The organism is Pseudomonas sp. P1_F7 (genome assembly GCF_056405655.1).
In genome coordinates this window covers 347,885-371,996 of record NZ_JBFUBR010000004.1, presented here as the reverse complement: position 1 = coordinate 371,996, position 24,112 = coordinate 347,885, and the positions used below count along the sequence as shown (strand labels likewise).

Sequence of the window (24,112 nt, the reverse complement as noted above, 5' to 3'; positions counted from 1 at the left end):
TCAAAGGGCGAAGCAATGTGTTTCAAATGATTAGATCCAATGGTTTTGGCTGCGTTGTCGCACATGTCTTCGAACACTCCTGTGATTAACTGCTGCTCGCAAAATCAACTGGAGTTTGCTTGCTCATGGAATTGAGAATCGACCGACAGGCGCTGGTGCCCGTCGTACAGCAAATTGTTGACGCGCTGACCTGCTGGCTTTGTTCCAGTGGGGTATCGCCCGGTACGCGCCTGCCTTCGGTGCGACAGATTGCGCGGATCAATTTGCTCAGTCAGTTAAGCGTTGCTCAGGCCTGCGAACGTCTGGTGACGCAGGGGATGCTGGTGTCAGGTCATGGGGCCGGCTATATGGTTGCCGACCCGGCATTGGCTACGGGTGCCAAGCACGAGCCCGCGTGGTTCGAGGGGGCTGAGCCCGAGCACGGGCCCTGTTCGAGCGAGTTGAGGCTGGGCTGTGGCGGGCTGCCTGAAAGCTGGCGCGAGACAGACGATCTGAGTTACGCGATTCGGCAAGTCAGTCGTACCGATACGGCCAGCCTGTTCAACTACAGCACGCCGCTGGGTTTGCCAGCCTTGCGACAACAGATACTCAAGCGCCTCAGGCAGTTGGATATCCCGGTGCAGGACAACCGGATCATGACCACAACGGGTGCCAGTCAGGGGCTCGACCTGATTGTGCGGACACTGTTCAAGGCCGGTGACTGTGTGGTCGTGGAAAGTCCCGGTTATCCGGTGCTGTTCGATCTGCTCAGGCTGCACGGCATCCAGATGGTCGAGGTGCCGCGAACACCGCGCGGGCCGGACGTGGACGTGCTCGAATCAGTGCTGCTCAAACACCGGCCTCAAGGGCTGGTCATCAATAGCTTCTATCACAACCCGACCGGCAGCAGCCTTGCACCGGCGGTGGCGCGCCGCGTGCTGCAACTGGCCAGGGCTTTTGGCGTGCAGGTGATCGAAGACGACGTTTATGCGGATTTGCATAGCGGTTCCGGTACGCGACTGGCTGCGCTGGACGACAACGTGATCTACGTTGGCAGCTATTCCAAGACACTCAGCAGTTCCTTGCGGGTCGGTTTCGTGGTGGCCGGTTCCGAAGTCATTACGCGTCTGGCCGAGGTCAAGATGATCACTGGCATGGGCGCCTCACGATTTTGCGAGTCGGTGCTGGCGTGCCTGTTGGCTAACGGTGCCTACGGCAAACTGGTGCAGCGTCAGCGCCAACGCTTGAACAGCGACCGGCTGGCGGTGTTGCAATTGCTCGAAGATGCCGAATGGGAAGTTTTCGGCAAACCGGCAGGAGGCCTGTTCATCTGGGCGCGATCACGAATGTCCGACTACGATCAGGTGCGGTTTCAGGCACGGCATTCGGGTGTACTGCTGTCATCGAAGACCGCCTTCAACTCCTCGGGTGAGGTCAGTGACTGGCAGCGCATCAACGTGGCCTATGCCTGCGATCCGCGTGCCCGTGCGTTCTTTCAGGCCACTGCTCGGGATCGACCTCCAGCGTTCTGAAAACGACGTTGATGTAGCTTTTTGCCATTATTCCGGCGCCAGAGCCTTGTGTTGCTACTGGCCCGTTGCGAATCTGCGTCTACAGACTTTGGCAGGGGACTAAGTGCAATGAATTCGGCCGTGCAAGGACGTTTTGCCAACCTCGGTATGGCGAAAAAACTGGGTGTCGGGTTTGTCCTGGTGCTGTTGTTGACTGCGCTGGTGGCGGGCATTGGCGTTTGGTCCCTGCAAACCATCAGCCAGCGCTTCGACGGGCTCAAGCAAATGTCATCGCTCAACAGCGGTTTGCTCAAGGTGCGACTGCTGGAGCAGGAGTACGCCTTGCACGGCAATCCGAAAACCGTCGATGCCCTGCACGAGGGCGTCGACGGCCTGATCGCCCTGGCCGGCCAGCTCAAGGCCGCGTCTGCGGCCAACGTGCCGGTGATGAGCGATGTCGAACAGTCTTTGGGGGCCTATCGCAAGGCCTTCGACGAGTTTGTCTCGCTCACCCAGGCCAAGGACCTGGCGCTGGAAATGGCCACTTGGTCGGTGTCCAGCGTGGCCAATAATCTTGATGTATTGCAATCCGGTCTCGCCGATGACGGCGCCTATACGCTGAAAGATTCCGAAGGCAAGGACGGTGCGCAATTCATCGAGCAGGCGAGTCAGGTCAGCCAGGTTTCACGCTTGATGCTGCAAGCCATGAATGAAGCTCGCGTGCGCCTGGATCAAAGCCGCAAAGGCGACGACAGTGCGGGGCAGGGCAAGATCGAACAGGCCAGCCAGGCACTGACCCAGGCCGAGCAGCTCAAGACCACGGTCAAGGACGAGGGTTACCAGACCGTCCTCAATGAGGTGACGGGTCATATCGCCAGCTTCAGCGACAAGCTCGCCGAGTACACCGGCCTGCTGGAACAGGAAAAAACCGTCTATCAGCAATTGCACCAACGCGCCGCCCAAGTGGTCGAGCGGGTGGATCAGGCTTATGTCGCGCAAGACCAGGCGATGCAGGCTGAACTGAAAAAGAACTCGCTGCTGATCATTGGCTCTTCCGCGTTGGCCTTGCTGGTTGGGCTGGTTGCCGCGTGGATCATCACCCGGTTGATCGTGGCACCGCTGCGCCGTGTGATTCAGGTGGCGCAGCAGATTGCCGCAGGGGATTTGAGTGCGACCATTGACGTGACCCGCCGTGACGAAATCGGTCAGTTGATGCAGGCAATGCAACAAATGGGCGCGGGGCTCAGCCATATCGTCAGCGGCTTGCAGTCGGGTATCGAGCAGTTGGCGACTTCGGCCCAATCGCTGTCGGCGGTGACTGAGCAGACCAATCTTGAGGTCAGTACGCAGAAGGAGGAAACCGAACAGGTCGCCACCGCAATGAATCAGATGACGGCCACGGTGCATGATGTCGCGCGCAATGCAGAGGAAGCGGCCCTGGCTGCGCAAACGGCTGATGGCAAGGTTGAAAGCGGTCAGCAGGTGGTGCGTCAGAGCATGGCACGGATCGAGCAATTGGCGGATTCGGCCACTTCCGCCAGTTCGAGCATCGAAAGTCTGAGTGCGGAAATCCAGAACATCGGCACGGTTTTGAGTGTGATCAAAAGCGTGGCGGAGCAGACCAATCTGCTGGCATTGAACGCGGCGATCGAGGCGGCCCGGGCCGGCGAGCAGGGCAGGGGCTTTGCGGTGGTGGCCGATGAAGTGCGTGCATTGGCCAAGCGCACCCAGCAATCGACCGAGGAAATCGAACGCCTGGTCAGCGCTTTGCGCTCGGCGGCGCAGTCGTCGGTGCAGCAGATCCAGAGCAGTGGCGAGTTGGTGAAGCTGGCGGTCAGTGACGCCTTGCAGACCGAGAGTGCGTTGGGCAGTATTGCGGCGGCGGTGTCGTTGATCCAGCAGATGAACCAGCAGATTGCCGCGGCGGCGGAGGAGCAGAGCTCGGTGGCCGAGGAGATCAACCGCAGTGTCACCAGTATTCGCGCCAGTGCCGATCAGTCATCGCTGGCAATGCAGGGCAATGCCGCGTCCAGTATTCAGCTGGCGCAACTGGGGGTTGAACTGAAGGGGATGGTGGGGCATTTCAGGCTTTGAAATGATCTTCGGCCAGACCAAAAAAAGCCACCTCTCGGTGGCTTTTGTGTTTTCGATGATCAGTCGTAGATCACTTTCTTCTTCCAGTCCGCGTCGACCTCGACGTCCTTGAGGCCTTCGGTCAACTGGTTGACCTCGCCTTCGACCGGCGCGATGCGATCCATGACCTGGTCATTGGCGCGAGCCAGGAGTTTTTCCAGGTACTCCAGTTGCTCGGCGTAGACCTGTGGTTCCTGTTGTTTGCGCAGGTATTGCACGCCGCGCTCGAATGCCAGGCGAGCCTGCCCGGGCTGGTTCTGTTGCAGGGAATGCTGGCCGAGGTTGTTGAAGAACTCGATGTGCAGCAGCACCAGGATGTGGCGTACTTCGCGAATCCAGCCTTTGGCTTCATTGGGTGGCAAGAAGCCGTCCTGTGCCGCGCGGGTAATCTGGCCGTGCAGGGCTTCGAGCAGGAAGCGTACATCCTTGGCCTTGGCTTCTGTCTGAATCGGTGCTGGCGGATTGTTGACCGGGATGGATTCACCCTGGCCGACAAGGTCCTCCAGCTCGGCGATCCGTGCCTTGAGGTTGGCGCTGGATTTTTCCAGGTTAAGCAGACGCTGGCAGACGTTCAGTTCCAGGCGGGCCAACAACAGCTTGAGTGCCGGGGTCATCAACTGGCCGGGGAATGTCTCGGTGATTTCGCCGCAGCGACGCAGACGATCATTGAGCTCAATCTTGGTACGGGCCTTTTCCAGCTTGTTGTTTTCCACCACATGGTTCATGTAGCCAATGGCGATCAACAGTGCGATCCCGGCTACGACTAGCAGGGTGATCATGAGTGGCGTCACCGGTAAGACCTCTTTATAGGTTGCGCATGCGAGTCTGATGGCTTGGCATTTGAGCGCCCAGGCCCGCACGACGGGTTGGATCGGACATGCTTGTACTTATATCGGCCGGAGCCCCGCTTCTATAAATGATGGCACTCGATATGCAGATTGCCATCACCGGATGGACTATAACGTCTTGGCGGGTGCCAGAATATAGGCGTCAAACGCCGGGCAGCGGAAAAACCGCAATGGCTCCCAAAAGCAGGGTGAAGTCATTGATTTAAATAAATTTATATCAGGGGGTTGACGACCTCTCAATCCATCCATAGAATGCGCGCCACTTGCAGCGTAAAGCACACAGCGAAACGAAGCAGGGAGTGAATGTTGTACGTGTGTCCCCTTCGTCTAGTGGCCTAGGACACCGCCCTTTCACGGCGGTAACAGGGGTTCGAGTCCCCTAGGGGACGCCAATGCGGGAATAGCTCAGTTGGTAGAGCACGACCTTGCCAAGGTCGGGGTCGCGAGTTCGAGTCTCGTTTCCCGCTCCAATTTTAAACAGCGTTGCTTTCGGGCAGGGCTGAGTGAAACCAGAACCAAGTCTTCGGATGCGGGTCTGGGCACCGAAACACACACCATGTGTTCCGGGTAGCGTGTCCCCTTCGTCTAGTGGCCTAGGACACCGCCCTTTCACGGCGGTAACAGGGGTTCGAGTCCCCTAGGGGACGCCATTTGCGGGAATAGCTCAGTTGGTAGAGCACGACCTTGCCAAGGTCGGGGTCGCGAGTTCGAGTCTCGTTTCCCGCTCCATATTTAACGAAAACGCCGCTCATTGAGCGGCGTTTTCGTTTGCGCGTATAAAACCAAATTGAAAAAATGGGCGGTATGACTCACCCACATAGGTAACAAAACAGTTCAAGCACATAGGTAACAGTCTTTAACTGGCACTGGTCGATTCCGAGGATCTGACCATGCCGTGGCGAGAGCTGAAACCTGTGGACCTGAAAGTGATGTTCATTACGCGACTGGTTTTCCGGGTGGCTGTTTGCCAGAAGCGGCCCTTCTCGACCCATTAAATCCACGTCGCCTTCGGCCAAGCAGCCTCTACCCAAAGCGGTCGGTATCTCCATAAGTGGGGCATTTCACCCACCCAACCGGGCGTTTACCACCTGATTTGAGGAATATTCCCCCCTCTCACCCTTTCTGTCGCTTGAAACACTCAGAAACAGCTTGTTAATTCATTTGAACTTTTTCTTCGCCCTATTGAAATGGCTCATTAGTTGCACCACCCCGTGGTACCCGCAACAGCTGTCGTCCCGGACATCATGGAGACGGCGGGGTTTGCCAGATTCGGCATGATGCGAGGGGTGAAAAATGACACATGAGGAGCTTCTTATGAGTTCCATGATCAAGATTGGCATCGTTGATGATCACCCGCTGTTAAGGGATGGGGTCACAATGGCGCTGAAGAAAATAGCTGACTTTCAGGTGGTCGGGCAGGGCGGGTCTGCCGATGATGCCCTGGAAATTGCCGCTCGTTTTGCTCCGGATGTTTTGCTGATGGATGTAAATATGCCGGGCGATAGCTTTGCTGCCGTGCGAGCGATTTCAGCTTCTTCGCCGGCAGTTAAAATTTTGATGCTGACGGTATCTGAGTCCATCGAGGACGCCTATTCCGCCCTCGAAGCGGGCGCGCAGGGATATGCGTTGAAAGGCATAAGCGGTCGTGAACTTGTACAAGCCATCAGAAATGTTGCCGGTGGTGAAACCTTCATTACACCCAAGCTTGCCAGCAAGCTCTTAGGCAATTTCAGAAAGCACGCGGGTGATAAGCAAAAGGTCGAGCTGACCCATCGCGAAGAACAAGTTATCCGGGAGGTATCGAAGGGCCTGACTAACCGCGAGGTTGCTATCAAGCTTGAGCTCTGCGAGAAGACAATCAAGCACTACATGACGAATGTCATGTACAAGCTACGCGTTCGTAACCGGACGCAGGCAGTCGCGGCAGTGAGACGGCATTGGGAGAGTGACCATATACCTGGCTTATGTGGTGCTCTTCAACGCCGCGACTTGAATGACAACGGTAAGACAAGTAACGGGCGATAAGCGCTTCCGGTTACATGAGTGCAACGATCGTTTTGGCACGGCTGATCAGATTTTGAACTGCGCCCTGGCTTTGGTTCCGGCATGGGGCGCCGATTCAATGATGAATATTCCGCCGAGGGATTCGACGCGATAGCGCATGCCGACAAGGCCCAGATGAGTTTTGCCACGACCTGGCACACTTGGTTTTTCGGTTGAAATACCCACTCCCGCATCCTCGACTTGCACTTCCAGTAGCCCTTCGGAGTGAGAGGCGCTGAGTTTCTGGCCTTTTCCTCCGGCGTGAATATAAGCATTGTTCAATGCTTCCTGGGCGAAGCGGTAAATACAAATTTTATGCGCTATCGGTACATCGTCTGGAAGAGTATCAAGCTCCAGTTCGACTCGCGTCTCGGTTCGCTCTTCGTGCCGCTCGGCAAGCAATACCAGCGCATCGTGCAGGGTTAGATCATTGACTTCCGGAAGTGCCAGGCCGAGTGATATTTCCCGCACTTCGTTTAAAGCATCCTTGCCGGCACGTCTGATCATTTCGAGGACTTCCCCATCTGAGGCGCCTTGCGAATCTTCGAGCTCTTCAAGGCGAAGGAGAATTAGTGACAACAGCTGAGCAGGACCATCATGAAGATCTGCCCCGATCCGACGAAGAGTGAGTTCATTGATTCTGGAGAATTCGCGATTGGCTGTAGTGACTTTGCGCTGAAGGGCGGCGTTATTTGAGTGCAACTTTTCTTGCTCATGCATTCGCCATTTAAGTGCTGTTTCATGCTGCTTTATTATCTTGTCGTCACGCCGAACGATAAAAAATAACAGCAAAAGCATGGCCATCGTTGCTGCACCAACAATCGCCCATACTTTCTTGCGAACGTTATTGATTTCGCGCTGTAACGCTTCCGCGGTTTCGTAGAACTCACCAACCGCAACAATCTTTCCAGTACCCGTTTCGCGCAGTGGAGCAAAAATTTCATAGAGCGGAATATTCAGGCTTCGCTCAAAAGCATCCTCAATATCATCCGCAGTATTAATCTCAAGATCATTGTCCAGTTCTGTATAGATCTTGCCTGTCAGCGCCTGTGAGATCTCCTCTGTCGGAAAAATTTTTTGGACCGCGGATTTGTCGGTGCTGTAGACAATCGTGCCGTCTGGAAGCCAGATCTTCACCGAGACAACATGTGTACTCAACGAGGTGTTAGACAGCAGGTGATCAATGGTCTGAATAGTTCCATCGGGGAGTTCTTTGGCAGTGGTTAATCCTTGGACGAAAGGTTCGAGAAAGTGCTCCATATAACGCGCCCCCGCCTCTGCCGCCGTTTGAACCGTTGCATCTTCAATACTCTGGCTTACGAGGTTTCCAACGAACGTCATGGTCAAACCCAGAATTAATGTGGCGCAGATGACGAACTGGGTTGAGCGGCTTAAATGGCGCAATTTCGCACCGGTGCTCTGTCTCCCGGGCACTGCGCCACTGGACGTTTGGTCAGCGTCTGATTCGACCAAGGTCTGATCCGATTCTTTGACCAAGGTCTCAGAATTTGACTGGGCTTTCGTCTCTGTACACATCCGGGTAGCACCTCAATACTCATTTTTAATGGAGTGTATAGCTAGCGTTTGAGGTTCAAGGCGGGAGGGGCGATGAATAGTTTAAAAAGATTCTCGATCAATCTGGGTAATCGCTATTTCCGGCAAAAACGGCCGGGGGTTATTACCAATAGTAATGATTTCCCGACTCCGCCACCAAGCGTGTGGAACCCGTCTCCAATACAGACTAGTCAATTTGTAGTCGATGCCAGTTTGCTCATGGATAAAAGGCTTGTTGACGAAGCCGCATGGACGCAGAACCGTGCCATCACCCCTCAGGAACTCCCGGACTATGGCGATCTTCGCGAGCATATTCCGGCCAATGACTCTGATCGCTGGATGTGTGGCATCTGTGACAAGCCGCCTATGCCTGAGAGAGCTACATGGACAGATACATAGAGCCCCGATACGTGACGGGGCGTTTTGCAAGTTACACCTTCTTTTCGCCCTGCACTCATGGGCCGTCGCCCCCTTGAGGCGCAATACCTGCCTGTAAGTACGGTTGCCATGAGGCATTGATCCTCAGTTGAGCACTGCTGATTGCACGCAATTCAGTAAGGGCTCGGTGCGGCCGTGAAATCAGGTCCCGTCGTTCAATTTCTGTTTTTTGTTTATGGGGTTTAACACTAAACCACGCGTTTGCAGCCGTGTTTTATGCGTGTGGTTTCCTGACTAGTCAAGCATCGAGGAAACAGCCATGGCCAGCTTCATCAAGTCCGATCTTGAGTTCATTCTCGAACAAATTTTCATCGCCGAACGGCATGCGGCAGGCGCGAGTCTGGCTGACATGCTGCCGAACGTAGAAGTACCCTTCGGCCTGCGCACCGTCTCCGGCTTCGACAACAACCTGGCCAATCCCCAGTTCGGTGCCGCCGACAACTTCTTCCCGCGTATGACGACGCCGGTGTTCAATACCGCGCAGGTCCAGCCGGCCGGCTTCTTCGGCCCCGCTGATCCTGGCGGAACCACGCCGACCTCCTACCAGCAGACCAGCGGTTTCGTCTTCGACTCGCAGCCGCGCACCATCAGCAACCTGATCGTGGACCAGACCGCCAACAACCCGGCGGCGGTCGCGGCCGCAGCGGCCAACCCGGATTCACAGGTGGTCACCAGCCCCGGCCTGGATGGCCTGTTCGGCACCGCCGACGACATTTCCGTCTTCCAGATTCCTAATATCACGCCGGACGCAGGCCTGACCGCGCCCTTCAACGCCTGGATGACCTTCTTCGGCCAGTTCTTCGACCACGGCCTGGACCTGGTCACCAAAGGCGGCAGCGGCACGGTGTTCATTCCGCTGCAGCCCGACGATCCACTGTTCGTGCCTGGTAGCCCGACCAACTTCATGGTGTTGACGCGGGCCACCAATCTGCCCGGCCCCGATGGCGTCCTCGGCACGGCCGACGACATCCACGAACAGCAAAACACCACCTCGCCGTTTGTCGACCAGAACCAGACCTACAGCTCGCATCCCTCGCATCAGGTATTCCTGCGCGCCTATGAGCTCAACGCCGCCGGCGATCCGGTCGCCACCGGCAAGCTGATCACCAACCGTGACCTGGGTGTCGATGGTGTGTTCGGCACTGCCGACGATACCGAAATCGGTGGCATGGCCACCTGGAAGGTGGTCAAGGCCCAGGCCCATGATCTGCTCGGGATCAACCTGACCGATGCGGATGTGTTCGATCTGCCGCTGCTGGCGACCGACGCCTATGGCAACTTCATCAAGGGGCCCAACGGCCTTCCGCAAGTCGTGATGAAGGGCGCGGATGGCATTGCCGGCACCGCCGATGACGTGCTCGTCGAAGGTAATCGGGCCGCGCCCATCAGCCTGACGAACGCCGTGCGCACCGGCCACCAGTTCCTCATCGACATTGCGCACAGTGCCGATCCGACCGGCGGCCTGACGGCTGACACGGACACCGTCATTGGCGGCCCGCAAGCGCCCGGCACCTACGACAACGAGTTGCTGGATGCGCACTACATCGCCGGAGATGGCCGCGTCAACGAGAACATCGGCCTGACCACCGTTCACTCCGTTTTCCACCACGAGCACAACCGGCTGGTTGATCAGACCAAGGAGACGGTACTGGCCTCCGCCGACCTCGACTTCCTGAACAAGTGGCTGATGCCCGACGCCCAACTGACGGCGTTGCCGGTAACGGCAGCCGACATTGCGGCCCTGCACTGGAACGGCGAGCGGTTGTTCCAGGCGGCCAAGTTCGGTACCGAGATGCAGTACCAGCACCTGGTGTTCGAGGAGTTCGCGCGCACCATCCAGCCGCAAGTGGACGTCTTTCTGGCACCCATGGGCAACGACACGACGATCGACCCGTCGATCGTCGCCGAGTTCGCGCACACGGTCTTTCGCTTCGGTCACTCGATGCTGGTGGAGACGGTCGATCGTTTCGATGCCAACTTCAACGTCGTCGGCGACGGCAATCCGACTGTCGCGGGCAATCAACAGACCGGCCTGATTGCGGCCTTCCTCAACCCGCTGGCATTCGCTACAAGCGGCCCCACCCCTGAGCAGGCGACAGGCGCCATCGTACGCGGCCTGACCCGCCAGGTCGGCAACGAGATCGACGAGTTCGTGACCGACGCGGTGCGCAACAACCTGGTCGGCCTGCCGCTGGACCTGGCCGCCCTCAACCTGGCGCGCGGCCGCGACACCGGCATCCCGTCGCTGAACGCGGCGCGGCGCGAGTTCTACCACATGACCGGCGACAGCCAGTTGACCCCCTACACGAGCTGGGCCGATTTCGTGCAGCACATGAAACACCCGGAATCGCTGATCAATTTCATCGCCGCCTACGGCACGCATTCAACCATCACTAGCGCTACGACGCTGGCGGGCAAGCGCGCCGCGGCTGCGGATCTTGTGCTCGGTAGCGCCACGGCGCCGGCTGATCGCCTGGACTTCCTGCACAGTACCGGCGCCTGGGCCAGCACCGCCGGTGCGGACGGTATTCTGAACACCGCAGACGACGTGACCACCACCGGCCTGGACTCCGTCGACTTCTGGATCGGCGGCCTGGCCGAGGAGAAGATGCCCTTTGGCGGCCTGCTGGGTTCGAGCTTCAACTTCGTCTTCGAAACCCAGATGGAAAACCTGCAGAATGGCGACCGCTTCTACTATCTGGCGCGCACCGCGGGACTCAATTTCGGCACCGAGCTTGAGAACAATTCGTTCGCCAATCTGGTGATGCTCAACAGCGACGCAACACACCTGTCGGCTAACATATTCCTGACGCCGGCCTTCACCCTGGAGACCGACCCGACGCGCCAGTTCAACCAGAGTGTGGTGGCCGGCCCGGACGGCATCGTCGGCACGCTCGACGATCTGCCCGCCAACGCCGATCCCTTTGGCCCGTCGGAGCACCCGATTGGCTCACCACGGATTGACCATTTCACGCCGCTGGTGATCCGCGACAACCCCGCCACAGCGGGCCCGGATACCAACTACCTGCACTACACCGGCGGCGATACGGTCGTGCTTGGCGGCACGGTCGGCGACGACATCCTCATTGCCGGCGACTCGGACGACGACACCGTCTATGGCGACGCCGGCAACGACCGCCTCGACGGCGGCTACGGCAACGACAACGTCTTTGGCGGCGCGGGCGACGACATCATCACCGACATCGGCGGCAGCGACACCCTGCGCGGCGAGGACGGCAACGACGTCATCCAGGCCGGCAACTCGACCCTCGGCCTCAACAACCTGGTCTTCGGCGGCGCTGGCAAAGACTTCATCATCACCACCGAAGACATCACCATGACCTTCGCCGGCGCGGGCGACGATTTCATCCTCGGCGCCAAGGTCAACCTCGCGCCAACAGGCAACGAAGGCGACGACTGGATCGAGGGCGGCACCCAGGACGGTGCACCCGGCGACAACGCGAGCCCGACATTAACCGACGATGTGCCCGGCAACGACATCTTCATCGGCACCGGCGGATTCGATGAAATGATCGGCGAGGGCGGCGACGACACCTTCGTCGCCAGCGACGCTCAGGACAAGATGGACGGCATGTCCGGGTTCGACTGGACCACCTACAAGAATGACAAGTTCGGCGTGACCGTCGATATGGTCACCCCGTTCTTCAGTCCGTATCACCCGGTGCCCGATGCCGCGGGCAATATCGTGGGCGCGGTGGGGCAATCGCCCGATGCGGTCTATGACCGGTTCGCGGAAGTGGAGGGGCTGTCGGGGTCGGCCTTCGCCGACTTCCTGCGCGGCGATGAACAAAACGCAGCCATCATCGCCAACATCACGGCCAGGGGCAGCATCCTCACCAACTTCGATCTTGTCAGCGGCCTGCGGGCTTTCGTCGGCAGCGCCGGATTCGGTGCCGACGGTATCGGGGGGACGGCCGACGATCAGTTCGGCGCGGGCAACATCATCCTCGGCGGCGATGGCAGCGACATCATCGAAGGCCGTGGCGGCAGCGACCTCATCGACGGCGACAGTTGGCTCAACGTGCGCATCAGCGTGCGTCAGAACGTGGATGGCACCGGGCCGGAGATCGCCAGCTTCGACAGCATGGTGCCCATGATCCCGCTCATGCTGAACGGTACCTACAACCCCGGCCAGCTCGTCGCCGTGCGTGAAATCCTGCCCGGTACATCCGCAGGCGGGGCTGCGTTCGACACCGTCAACTTCCTGGGCCCTCTGGCGAACTACACGATCGCCGTCAACGGCATCGTCGTCGATCCCGCCGTTCCCCTCGATATCGTCGGCACCGACGTCGTCACCGTGACCGACAATGTCGGCAAGGAAGAAACCGACCGTCTCACCCACATCGAGCGGCTGCAGTTCTCCGATCAGGCAGTGGTCCTCGTGCAGGGGGTCAACGCCGAGCCTGTGGGTGCGCTGACGGTGAGCAACACCGCGCCGACCGTAGGCCAGACGCTGACCGTGTCGGCGGCAGGCATCACCGATGACGACAACGCAGGCGGTGGGATCAACAATTCCATCAGTTACATATGGCAGGTTGAACTGGCACCGGGCTCGGGCGTCTTCGAGGACATCATCCTCGGGCCAGGCCGCATCGGTCTCGGATTTACAAGAGCGGACGCGCCCACTCTCACGGTGACGGCGGATCTTGCCGGCCTGGCAGTGCGCGTCAAAGGCATCTATGCGGACGATAATGGCGTGACCGAGCAGGTATTCTCGGCACCGACCACGGCCGTAGTGGCCGGCGCGCCGGCCCCCGCAGCGGCGCCTTCGCTGATCGATCCGCAGACCACGGCCCCCAGCAACGGTGTGCGTTACACGCAATCGGACCTGGCGTTCATCCTTGACCAGATCAAGATCGCGGAACACAACGCGGCGGGTGAGAACATGGTTTCTCTGCTGCCGAACATACGGGTACCGTACGGTTTGCGCACGGTCGAAGGGACCGAAAACAACCTGCTCCATCCCGAGTTCGGTGCCGCCGATAACGTATTCCCGCGCCTGACCACGCCGGACTTCCGTACGGCCGACGCCGGCACGAGCTACACCCAGACCAGCGGCCTGGTGAACGACTCGCAGCCGCGCACCATCAGCAACCTGATCGTCGACCAGACCGCCACCAACCCGGCGGCGGTCGCGGCTACCTTCGATCCGGGTCTGGATGGCATCCTTGGCACGGCTGACGATGTCTTGAAAGTCGGATCACAGGTGATTACCGGAACCCGCACCGACGGCACGACGTTCCAGACCTTCTTCAACTCGAACGTGAGCCCCGACGCGGGCCTGACCGCGCCCTTCAACCAATGGATGACCTTCTTCGGCCAGTTTTTCGACCATGGACTGGACCTCGTCACCAAGGGCGGTTCAGGCACCGTGTTCATTCCGCTGCAGCCGGATGACCCGCTGTTCGTGCCCGGTAGCCCGACCAACTTCATGGTGCTGACACGCGCCACCAATCAGCCCGGCCCCGATGGCATCCTGGGCACGGCCGACGACATCCACGAGAACACCAACACCACCTCGCCGTTTGTCGACCAGAACCAGACCTACAGCTCGCATCCTTCGCACCAGGTGTTCCTGCGTGCCTATGAGCTCAACGCAGCGGGCGATCCGGTGGCCACCGGCAAGTTGATCGAAAATCGTGATCTGGGCGCCGATGGCGTGTTCGGCACGGCCGACGACGTCGGGATCGGTGGCATGGCCACCTGGAAGGTGGTCAAGGCGCAAGCCCATGATCTGCTCGGCATCAATCTCACCGATGCCGATTTCAACAACGTGCCACTGCTGGCGACCGACGCCTACGGCAATTTCATCAAGGGTCCGAATGGTTTCCCACAGGTGGTGATGTTGGGCCCGGACGGCATTGCCGGCACGGCGGACGATGTGCTCGTTGAAGGCAATCCGGCGGCGCCCATCAGCCTGGTCAACGCCGCGCGCACCGGCCATGCCTTCCTCAACGACATCGCGCACACCGCCGTTCCGATCGACGACGTGACCGGCGCAGCACTCCTGCCCGATGTGGACACTGTTGTTGGCGGTACGCCTGCACCGGGCTTCTACGACAACGAACTGTTGGACGCGCACTACATTGCCGGCGACGGCCGGGTCAACGAGAACATCGGCCTGACTACCGTCCATTCCATCTTCCACCATGAGCACAACCGTCTGGTCGATCACACCATGGCGGTGGTCCTGGCGACAGCGGCAAGCGGCGACGTGTCGTTCCTGAACGAGTGGCTGCTGACGCCTGTCACTGCCGTTCCCGCCGACACCTCGACCCTCGACTGGAACGGCGAGCGCCTGTTCCAGACGGCGAAGTTCGGCACCGAGATGCAGTACCAGCACCTGGTGTTCGAGGAGTTCGCGCGTACGATCCAGCCGATGGTCGATCCTTTCTTCGCCCCGGGCCAGGTGTACGACACCGCGATCGATCCGAGCATCGTTGCCGAGTTCGCGCACACCGTCTATCGCTTCGGGCACTCGATGCTGCTGGAGCAGGTCGATCGGCTGGATCCGAACTTCGCCTCGAGCGATATCGGGCTGATTCAGGCCTTCCTCAACCCGCTCGAGTTCGCGGGCAGCGGCCCCACTCCGGAACAGGCGGCCGGTGCCATCGTGCGCGGCGTGACCCGCCAGGTGGGCAACGAGATTGACGAGTTCGTCACCGAAGCCCTGCGCAACAACCTGCTGGGCCTGCCGCTCGATCTGCCCGCCATCAACCTGGCGCGCGGCCGCGATACCGGCATTCCGTCCCTGAACGCGGCGCGGCGGGAGTTCTATGGGCCTACCGGCGACGCAGAGCTCAAGCCCTACACCAGTTGGGCCGATTTCGTGCAGCACATGAAGCATCCGGAATCGCTGATCAACTTCATCGCCGCCTACGGCACGCACGCGACCATCACCGGCGCCATCACGCTGGCGGACAAGCGCGCCGCGGCTGCGGACCTGGTGTTAGGCGGCGCGACCGCACCGGCCGACCGTGTCGACTTCCTCAACAGCACGGGTGCCTGGGCCAGCAACGCCGGTGCGGACGGTATTCTGAACACCGCAGACGACGTGACCATCACCGGCCTGGACAACGTCGACTTCTGGGTTGGCGGGCTGGCCGAGGAGAAAATGCCCTTTGGCGGCATGCTCGGCTCGACCTTCAACTTCGTCTTCGAGAACCAGATGGAGAAACTCCAGGACGGAGACCGCTTCTACTATCTGGAACGCACCGCCTCGATGGACTTTGGCGCCGAACTGGAGAACAACACGTTCGCCAATCTGGTGATGGCCAATACCGACGCAACACACCTCTCGGCCAGAGTTTTCCTGACGCCGGCCTACATCCTGGAAACCGACCAGACGCGCCAGTACAACCCGAGCGTGGTGGCCGGGCCCGACGGCATCGTCGGCACGATCGATGATCTGCCAGTCAACGCCGATCCCTTTGGCCCGTCGGTCCACCCGATTGGCTCACCGCGCACTGATTTTCTGACGCCGCTGGTGATCCGCGACAACCCCGCCACGCCGGGTCTGGATACCAACTACCTGCACTACACCGGTGCCGATACGGTCGTGCTCGGCGGCACGCCCGGCAACGATATCCTCATTGCCGGCGACTCGGACGACGACACGGTCTATGGCGATGCCGGTAACGACCGGATCGATGGCGGCTACGGTAACGACCAACTCCTTGGCGGTACCGGTGACGACATCATCACCGACATGGGCGGCGACGACGTCATCCACGGCGAGGACGGCAACGACGTCATCCAGGGCGGCAACGGCCTCAACCTGATCCTCGGCCAGGCCGGCCAGGACTTCATCATCACCGGCGAGGACGCGGCCGACAGCAGTGGCGGCCTGGGCAACGACTTCATCCTCGGCAGCAAGGCGAACGAGTTCGCGCGCGGCGGTGAAGGCGACGACTGGATCCAGGGCGGATCCGCCGATGGCGTTGCCGGCGACAACTTCGACCCATTCGGCAACGATCCGATCATTGGCAACGACGTCTTCCTGGGCGATGGCGGACCGGACAACTTCGACGGCGAAGGCGGTGATGACATCATGGTCGGCAGCCCCAGCGAGGCGGACCGTTTCATCGGGTTCTCCGGTTACGACTGGGCGACCTACAAGGACGATCCGGTCGGCGTGACCATTGGCCTCAACTCCAGTCAGCGCTTCTTCGATCAGCCGGCGGTGCCCGGTTCCACCGCGTCGATCCTTGCCCGGCTGGACCTGGTGGAAGGGCTGTCGGGATCGGCACACGCCGATTTCCTCAGCGGCGATGATTCCACCGCGGTAACGCTCGCTATCGCTGGCGCCACGGGCAGCGTGCTCACCAACTTCGACCTCATCAGCGGTCTGCGTGACTTGGTCGGCAGCGCCGGCAACGGCGCGGATGGCATCGCCGGCACAGCCGACGATAAGTTCGACGGGGGCAACATTGTCCTGGGTGGCGCCGGCAGCGACGTCATCGAAGGCCGTGCCGGCGATGACCTGATCGACGGCGACAAGTGGCTCAACGTACGCATCAGTGTGCGGCAGAACATCGATGGCACCGGGCCGGAAATTGCCAGTTTCGACAGCATGACGCCCCTGGTCCCGCTGATGTTGAACGGTACCTATAACCCCGGCCAGCTCCAGGTCGTCCGCGAGATCCTGACGGCGGCCGGTCCCGACTTCGATACGGCGCTGTACTCCGGCAATTTTGCGGATTACACCGTGGTCGAAAACGTCAATGGCACCGTTACGGTCACCGACAGTGTCGCTGGCAGGGACGGGATCGACACCCTCAGTAATATCGAGCGGTTGCAGTTCTCCGATCAGGCGATCGTGCTTGGCGGTTTGAACTCGGCGCCAGTCGGTTCGCTGAGGATCGACGATCCTACGCCCGCCGTCGGCCAGACGCTGACGGTATCGGCGGCAGACATCACGGATGCCGACAATACCGCGACCGGCGGCGCGATCGCCGGGCCCATCAGTTTCTTCTGGCAGTTCGAAGCGCGCCCAGGCTCGGGCGTCTTCGAAGACATCACCTTCTTTGCCGCCGGAGAGGTCGCGCGCGCGGAGGGCACGACCGTCACGGTGGGCACGGAACTCAGGGTCCCACCACCGGCGACCCTCATTGGTGCCGTGCCGGTTATACCGGAACTCGTCGTGGCAGCCGGGCTGGCGCTGCGCGTCAGGGCGGTCTACAAGGACGCCAATGGCGTGCTGGAGGAGGTGTTCTCGGCGCCGACCGCACCGATCACGCCGGCCGGTACCGGCACCGTCAATGTCCTGCCGGTTGGAACTGTGCTGATCAGCGATACGACCCCGACGCCAGGCTTGGGATTGACCGCCACGGATGCGTTCACCGACGCCAACGGGACTACGACCTCGGTGATTACCCATCAGTGGCAGGTGGGGAGCGGTGCGATCTTTACCGACATCGCTGGCGCGACGGGCACGACCTTCACGCCCAGCCAGGCGCAGACCGGTCAGCAACTGCGTGTCGTCGCGAGTTACACCGATGACCTCGGCACAATTGAGCAAGTCACCTCTGCCGCAACGACAGTGGTCGGTGATCTGTTTGTCGGTACCGCGGGTGTCGACATATGGACCGGCACGATAGGCGACGACGTGGCCAGCGGAGGTGATGGCAACGACATCCTGAACGCCTTGGGCGGCAACGACATCCTCAATGGTGATGCGGGCAATGACATTCTCATTGGGGGTGCGGGTGCCGATACCATGGCTGGAGGTCTCGGTGACGATATCTTTGAAGTTACCGACGTTGGGGACGTGGTGACCGAGCTCGCCGGTGCCGGCAACGACACGGTCTGGACCTCGCTCGCGAGCTACACCCTGAGTGCCAACGTCGAAAATCTGTTTTTCGGCGGCAGCGGCAACTTCGCGGGCAGCGGCAACGCGCTCGACAACACGCTCGTGGGTGGAGCGGGTAATGACGTCCTCATCGGTGGCGCAGGTGCCGACACGATGGCCGGCGGTGGCGGCAGCGATGTCTACGAAGTCACCGACCTTGGGGACGTGGTGAGCGAGCTCGCCGGTGCCGGCAGCGACACGGTCTGGACCTCGCTCGCGAGCTACACCCTGGGTGCCAACGTCGAGAATCTGTTTTTCGGCGGCAGCGGCAACTTTGCGGGTACAGGCAATACGCTCGACAACACGATCGTGGGGGGGGCGGGTAACGACGTCCTCATCGGTGGCGCAGGTAACGACGTCCTCATCGGTGGCGCAGGTGCCGACACGATGGTCGGTGGCGTCGACAACGATACCTATGAAGTCGACGACCTTGGGGACGTGGTGACCGAGGTCCCCGGTGCCGGCATCGACACGGTCTGGACCTCGCTTGCGAGCTACACGCTGGGTGCCAACATCGAAAATCTGTTTTTCGGTGGCAGCGGCAACTTTGCGGGCAGCGGCAACACGCTCGACAACACGATCGTGGGGGGGGCGGGTAACGACGTTCTCAGCGGCGGCGCAGGTAACGACGTCCTCATCGGTGGCGCAGGAGGTGCCGACACGATGGCTGGCGGTGTCGGCAACGATGTCTACGAAGTCGCCGACCTTGGGGACGTGGTGAACGAGCTCGCCGGTGCCGGCAGCGACACGGTCTGGACCTCGCTCGCGAACTACGCCCTGGGTGCCGATGTCGAGAATCTGTATTTCGGCGGCAGCGGTAATTTTGCGGGCACCGGCAACGAGCTCGCCAACATAATCGTGGGTGGTGCGGGTAACGACGTCCTCACCGGCGGTGGCGGTAACGACGTGATGAGTGGCGTCGTCGGCAACGATACGTTCGTGTTTGCTGCCGCGGGTTTCGGCAACGATACAATCCTGAACTTCGGAGCCAATCCGGCCGCAGGGCAGGACTTGATCGATGTCACGGGGCTGGCGATCAGCAGCGCCACGTTCGCTGCCGACGTGAGCATAACGGCTGACGGGGCGGACACGGTGGTTGGGATCGGAGTGGACTCCATCCGCCTTGTGGGTGTCAGCAGCGCGACCGTTGATCAGACGGACTTCAATCTGGTGGGATAAGGAGGCCTTCTCGACAAAGTTGAGTTCAAAGCAATTTGAGGTGTGTGGCAGTTGCCACACACCTTTTTTAACGAAAACGCCGCTCATTGAGCGGCGTTCTTGTTTGCGCGTAAAAAACCAGATCAACCGCTGAGGCTTTGTACCAGGCTTTCGAGCGTTTCAGTGGTTTTGTCATCCTGCACCGGTTGCGTAGCAGCAGCCGCTTTGATTTGGCGTGCCAGGCGGTATTCACTGGGCGTGCAGTTGGCGAACTGCTTGAAGGCACGAGCGAAGTAGGAAGGATCCTTGAAGCCGGCCTCATAGCCGATGCTGGTAATCGGCATCTGGCTGTTGTCGAGCAGATCTTTGGCGAAGTTCATGCGCTTGTCCAGGATGTAATCCGTGAAGCCAAGCCCATTGGCTTCCTTGAACAGGCGGCTGAAGCGAAATGTGGTCATGCCGCAGCGCTGCGCCAATTCCCTCTGATCGATGCTGTCTCGAAAGTGCTGTTCGATGTACAGCATGACATTGCTCAGCGCCTGGTGTTTTTGGTGCCCTGAGGTCAGCCGGATACTTTCCGGCAGAGTCGGGGAGTGGTCGATCTGCGATGACTTGCCCTGGCCGTGGGCATTTCGGCGCAGCTCGCAGAGCTGCAGCACCGCCGTCAGGTAACGATTCCTCTCGGTGGTCGAGAGCGGGAGCACCATATACTCCCAGACGCTTGAGCGCATGGCCCATACAGCCAGTTCCTCCGAGTGCTGCACGGTGAACATGGTAATCGGGATGGTGGGGGTGGTGCGTTTGATCTCCAGCAATAGCCGCAAGCCTGGCGTGTCGGGGCGATCAAAATGGACGCAGATCATGTCTGCCTGTTCCGCGATGGGCAGCACGGAGTTTTTCGCCAGTTTGCAGTCGCAGGTACTCTCGAACTGCGCGACGAGTTCTTTCGTGGACCGATCATGAGTCAGATCGAACCACAGGAGCGATGGCCTTTTGGTCAAATTGGACGTCATGTCTCTACTCTGGGGTTCTGGGTGACTCTCTTCGCTAAGGAGTATTGCCAAGGTGCCATCACTTTGCAGATTTAATCCTGATAGGGAAGACGATTTTTAGTTCTATTCGCTCTATGGATTGCCTGGAAGGCAGCTCCGGGCGAGTGTTTGTTGGTGTGTTATCGACGAACCGGGTTTAACCGCTTGTCGCTTGTGAATCAATGGCAATTGCCTTGGCCTTGCCACGCCTTGTTTACCCCTCCCGTTACTTCTGCAAAGGCCAATGACCCGTATTTGGCCGCCCCGCAAAAAAGTCCTAGCGATGTGCAAAATCTTCCTAACGCCTATGCCTTGCCCCTGACTAGTGTTGCATCAGGCAGCGCAGAAAGTACTGCCTCAGAAAAAACAACATTCGAGTGAGGTGGGCAAAATGATCATGCAAACAATCAAGGCTTCGGTAGTGAAGTTTATCAACGACGAAGATGGTCTGACCGTTGTGGAATACGCGGTAGCCGGAGGGTTGGTTACGGCGCTTGTTGTCGGATTGTTCTCGAACCTTGGATTAGCGGTTCAGGCCAAAATACAGACGCTGTGCGATGCGCTTAAGGGTAGCGCTTGCTCTACCACGGCAGCGTAATTCCCGCTGGGGGACGCGTCGATGTCCATGGGGCAGCCGGTTGCCGCTATTTCTGATAGGGCGCCGGCAACGTTCTTAATGGACTTCGCGTTGTCCCTGTCAATTTTGCGTAGAGAGCGCAAATCACTTCTCTGTTCAAGGCTGGCAATAGCAATGTTGCGTGCTAACGATTGATACCCGCAGGGAGACATGCCATGTCCACGGAAATGCTATCGATGGTTTTACTGATAGGACTTTTGGGCGTGGCGGTGGTGAGCGATCTGCTTCACCACCGTATTCCCAACATGCTCGTCCTGGTGGGCCTTGCCTTGGGATTGATCGGTCAAATGTATTCAGGTGGTGTCAGCGGATTGGGTGACAGCCTGCTGGGCATCCTGATCTGTTTTGCGCTGTTTCTGCCGATGTACGCCTTCGGCGGCATGGCTGCCGGTGACGTCAAGTTGATGGCCATGGTCGGCAGTTTTCTACCGTTCCAGTTCGCGTTGTGGGCTGCAATGTTCAGCCTGATAGCCGGCGGCGTATGCGGTTTATTGATCGTGTTGGTTCGCGGTCAACTGCGTCAGACCTTGGGGCGCTATTGGCTGATTCTAAGGGTGCACGCTTATCTGGCGCCAACTTCAGATGAAGTAGCCGGCAAGCCTTTCCCCTATTCGATTGCAATATTGATCGGCACATTGAACAGCGTCTACTGGCAAGTTGCCGGTGGATTCGGAGGCTAGTCATGCACGTCATAGTCGAAAGTGATGCCTACCCCAGCGATCGGAGCGCGGTGCAACGCCTGGCTCCTCAGCCCTGCACTGTCCGCGAAACCGGCCTGACCGACAGTTTCCTCGGCGAGTTGGTGTGCAAGCATTTGTTCGATGCCGGTGTGCTGGACATGTCGCGGTTGGTGGAACGCCTGGCGCTGACCGGCGCGGTACTTGAAGAGGTCCTGGCGTTTCTGCGCAAGGATGGCCGAGTCGAAGTGCTGGGCCAGGCGAGTCAAACGGGTGGGCAGTCGCTGCGTTATGGCCTGACCGAACGCGGACGCAGCGTCGCCCGCGATGCCCTGTCGCGCAGTGGCTATATCGGTGCGGCACCCTTCCCGGTGAGTACCTACCGTTCCCTGATCAAGCTACAGACCATTCACCATGGTCGCATCAACGCCAACGATATGCGCAATGCCCTGGCGGGTGTAGTGCTCACGGAGGCGATGCTCGATCAACTGGGTGTGGCGATGAACTCCGGGCGCGCGATCATGATTTATGGCCCCGCGGGTACCGGCAAGACTTATGTCAGCAGCCGGCTGATCCGTCTGTTCGCCGAGGCGATATGGGTTCCTTATGCCATCGTCATCAACGAGTCGGTGATCGAGATCTATGACCCGCAGGTGCATCAGCGGCTCGATGACAACGCTCAGCAGAACAACCTGATGCTCAACGAAGGGATCGACCGTCGACTGCTGTGCTGCAAACGCCCGATCGTCATCACGGGCGGTGAGTTGAGCATGGAACAGCTGGACGTTCGTTATGACCCTTTCACCCGTCAATACCAGGCCGCCTTGCAGCTCAAGGCCAGTAATGGCCTGTTCATCATCGACGACATGGGGCGCCAGCGCATGGCACCCGCCGAGCTGTTCAATCGCTGGATCGTCCCGATGGAAGAGAAACGCGACTTCCTCAACCTGGGCGGCGGTCGGCATTGCGAGCTGCCGTTCGATCTGATTCTGGTGTTTTCCACCAACCTCAATCCCCTGGAGCTGGCCGATGAGGCCTTCCTTCGCCGGATTGGCTACAAGCTGCAATTCGGTTACCTGAAGCCCGAGCAGTACGAAAAGATCTGGCGTCAGGAAAGCGAGCGACTGGGCATTTCCTATGACCCGCTGCTGGTGCGTTATGTGCTGCAAAGGCTGTATGCAAGTGAAGGCATGCCCCTGGTGCCTTGCCATCCCCGCGATCTCCTGAACATGGCGCTCGATCGCCAGCGTTATATCGGCGGTTCCGGACCACTGTCACCGAAAGAGTTGGAATGGGCCTGGCACAACTACTTCGTCCAGCTCGACTTTCTTTGATACGGAGATACTGACATGAGCTCTCGTACGCTTACCCTGATAGGCGCTTCCCTGGCCATGGGCCTTGGGGCTGCATGGATGGCCGACTCCTGGTTGAGCGCGCGGCTCAATGCCAGCCCGGATGACCACCTGCGAAGCGTGGTAGTCGCCACGGTAGAGATTCCATTCGGACAGATGGTTGAGGCCCAGCAGGTCACGACCGTACGCATGCCCATGGATACGATCCCGGACGATGCCTTCGATGCCAGCGAAAAAACCGTGGGCAAGATCGCAACGTTCGACATTCTGCGGGGCGACATCGTGCGTGGTGCGCGTCTGAGCGAGCACTTGGGGGGCAGCACCCTGGCCTCTTTGATTGCTCCTGACAAACGCGCCATATCGGTGCGTGTGGACGATGTGGTCGGTGTCGGCGGATTCCTGTTACCGGGTAACCGGGTCGATGTACTGGCGACCAAAACCACCAATTCGGGCAGTAACAGCGCCACGTCCAGGACCATCCTCGAGAACTTGCGGGTGTTGGCGGTGGATCAGACTGCGGGTACCGACAAGACGCAACCGGTAGTGGTGCGCGCAGTGACGCTGGAGATGTCGGCCGCTGAAGCCGAAGCCCTGGTCACGGCGCAGACGGAAGGCAAGTTGCAACTGGCACTGCGTAACCCGCTGAACCTCGAGAAGAAAAGCCCGGCCGTTGCGCCAGCTACGCCTGTTGCACCTGCTGCCCCGGCCATGGCTGTGGCCACCGCCGAGGCGCCAAAACGCGTGGTACAGCGCAGCAGTGGCGAGGGCGGGGGTATCACCGTTATCCGCGGGATCGAAGCCAAAGTAGTCAACATTCGCTGACGGGACGCAACAGGTCTCTGGGCACCACGGTATTGGCGGAGCCGATCCGGATCAGTAT

At 59.6% G+C, this 24,112-nt stretch carries 12 protein-coding genes, 4 tRNA genes and 1 pseudogene; 14 read left to right on the top strand and 3 right to left on the bottom strand.

Annotation, left to right across the window (positions count from 1 at the left end; genetic code table 11):
* Positions 1 to 125: 125 nt before the first annotated feature.
* The 3 genes and pseudogenes from AC1D1M_RS07950 to AC1D1M_RS07940 all read left to right on the top strand — a co-directional run bounded on the left by AC1D1M_RS07950 (position 126) and on the right by AC1D1M_RS07940 (position 3,584).
* The gene (locus AC1D1M_RS07950) at positions 126 to 1,511 is read left to right on the top strand and encodes an aminotransferase-like domain-containing protein (RefSeq protein WP_477775200.1); all 1,386 of its coding nucleotides are present in this window, start codon (positions 126 to 128) and stop codon (positions 1,509 to 1,511) included.
* A gap of 108 nt (positions 1,512 to 1,619) precedes the next feature.
* A pseudogene (locus tag AC1D1M_RS07945) lies at positions 1,620 to 2,723 on the top strand (HAMP domain-containing protein); the annotation flags it as partial.
* Complete coding sequence (locus AC1D1M_RS07940; RefSeq protein ID WP_371918576.1) at positions 2,703 to 3,584, top strand: methyl-accepting chemotaxis protein; 882 nt, start codon at positions 2,703 to 2,705, stop codon at positions 3,582 to 3,584. The pseudogene AC1D1M_RS07945 and the gene AC1D1M_RS07940, both read left to right, overlap by 21 nt.
* Positions 3,585 to 3,643: 59 nt before the next feature.
* Here the strand turns inward: AC1D1M_RS07940 and AC1D1M_RS07935 are convergent, their stop codons facing one another.
* On the bottom strand, positions 3,644 to 4,402 hold the full coding sequence (locus tag AC1D1M_RS07935; protein WP_477775199.1) for a hypothetical protein: 759 nt from the start codon (positions 4,400 to 4,402) through the stop codon (positions 3,644 to 3,646).
* A 385-nt stretch (positions 4,403 to 4,787) separates the two neighbouring features.
* Here AC1D1M_RS07935 and AC1D1M_RS07930 point away from each other — a divergent pair.
* From AC1D1M_RS07930 to AC1D1M_RS07910, 5 genes are all read left to right on the top strand, one after another.
* Positions 4,788 to 4,863, top strand: a tRNA-Glu gene (locus tag AC1D1M_RS07930).
* Positions 4,864 to 4,865: 2 nt separating this feature from the next.
* Positions 4,866 to 4,941 (top strand) — tRNA-Gly (locus AC1D1M_RS07925).
* A 104-nt stretch (positions 4,942 to 5,045) separates the two neighbouring features.
* A tRNA-Glu gene (locus tag AC1D1M_RS07920) sits at positions 5,046 to 5,121 on the top strand.
* A gap of 3 nt (positions 5,122 to 5,124) precedes the next feature.
* Positions 5,125 to 5,200: transfer RNA gene (locus AC1D1M_RS07915), tRNA-Gly, on the top strand.
* 585 nt (positions 5,201 to 5,785) lie between these two features.
* The gene (locus AC1D1M_RS07910; protein ID WP_477775198.1) at positions 5,786 to 6,496 is read left to right on the top strand and encodes a response regulator; all 711 of its coding nucleotides are present in this window, start codon (positions 5,786 to 5,788) and stop codon (positions 6,494 to 6,496) included.
* Positions 6,497 to 6,541: 45 nt separating this feature from the next.
* Here the strand turns inward: AC1D1M_RS07910 and AC1D1M_RS07905 are convergent, their stop codons facing one another.
* Positions 6,542 to 8,050: a sensor histidine kinase gene (locus AC1D1M_RS07905; RefSeq protein WP_477775197.1), complete on the bottom strand. Its 1,509-nt coding sequence runs from the start codon at positions 8,048 to 8,050 to the stop codon at positions 6,542 to 6,544.
* 72 nt (positions 8,051 to 8,122) lie between these two features.
* Here AC1D1M_RS07905 and AC1D1M_RS07900 point away from each other — a divergent pair, with 72 nt between their 5' ends.
* Together AC1D1M_RS07900 and AC1D1M_RS07895 are read left to right on the top strand one after the other, a co-directional pair.
* Positions 8,123 to 8,467 (top strand): hypothetical protein, encoded by a 345-nt coding sequence (locus tag AC1D1M_RS07900; protein WP_477775196.1) that lies wholly within the window; start codon positions 8,123 to 8,125, stop codon positions 8,465 to 8,467.
* 298 nt (positions 8,468 to 8,765) lie between these two features.
* Positions 8,766 to 19,556, top strand: coding sequence for a peroxidase family protein (locus AC1D1M_RS07895; RefSeq protein ID WP_477775195.1), 10,791 nt, complete (start codon positions 8,766 to 8,768; stop codon positions 19,554 to 19,556).
* A gap of 122 nt (positions 19,557 to 19,678) precedes the next feature.
* On the opposite strand, the gene AC1D1M_RS07890 is transcribed toward AC1D1M_RS07895, so the two are convergent.
* Complete coding sequence (locus AC1D1M_RS07890; RefSeq protein ID WP_477775194.1) at positions 19,679 to 20,548, bottom strand: AraC family transcriptional regulator; 870 nt, start codon at positions 20,546 to 20,548, stop codon at positions 19,679 to 19,681.
* A gap of 409 nt (positions 20,549 to 20,957) precedes the next feature.
* Here AC1D1M_RS07890 and AC1D1M_RS07885 point away from each other — a divergent pair, with 409 nt between their 5' ends.
* The 4 genes from AC1D1M_RS07885 to cpaB all read left to right on the top strand — a co-directional run bounded on the left by AC1D1M_RS07885 (position 20,958) and on the right by cpaB (position 24,054).
* Positions 20,958 to 21,164 (top strand): Flp family type IVb pilin, encoded by a 207-nt coding sequence (locus AC1D1M_RS07885; RefSeq protein ID WP_477775193.1) that lies wholly within the window; start codon positions 20,958 to 20,960, stop codon positions 21,162 to 21,164.
* A 194-nt stretch (positions 21,165 to 21,358) separates the two neighbouring features.
* Positions 21,359 to 21,883, top strand: coding sequence for an A24 family peptidase (locus tag AC1D1M_RS07880; RefSeq protein ID WP_477775192.1), 525 nt, complete (start codon positions 21,359 to 21,361; stop codon positions 21,881 to 21,883).
* Positions 21,884 to 21,885: 2 nt separating this feature from the next.
* On the top strand, positions 21,886 to 23,214 hold the full coding sequence (locus AC1D1M_RS07875; protein ID WP_477775191.1) for an AAA family ATPase: 1,329 nt from the start codon (positions 21,886 to 21,888) through the stop codon (positions 23,212 to 23,214).
* A gap of 15 nt (positions 23,215 to 23,229) precedes the next feature.
* Positions 23,230 to 24,054 carry a Flp pilus assembly protein CpaB gene (gene cpaB, locus AC1D1M_RS07870; RefSeq protein WP_477775190.1) on the top strand — a complete coding sequence of 275 codons (825 nt, stop codon included), beginning with the start codon at positions 23,230 to 23,232 and terminating at the stop codon, positions 24,052 to 24,054.
* Positions 24,055 to 24,112 lie beyond the last annotated feature (58 nt).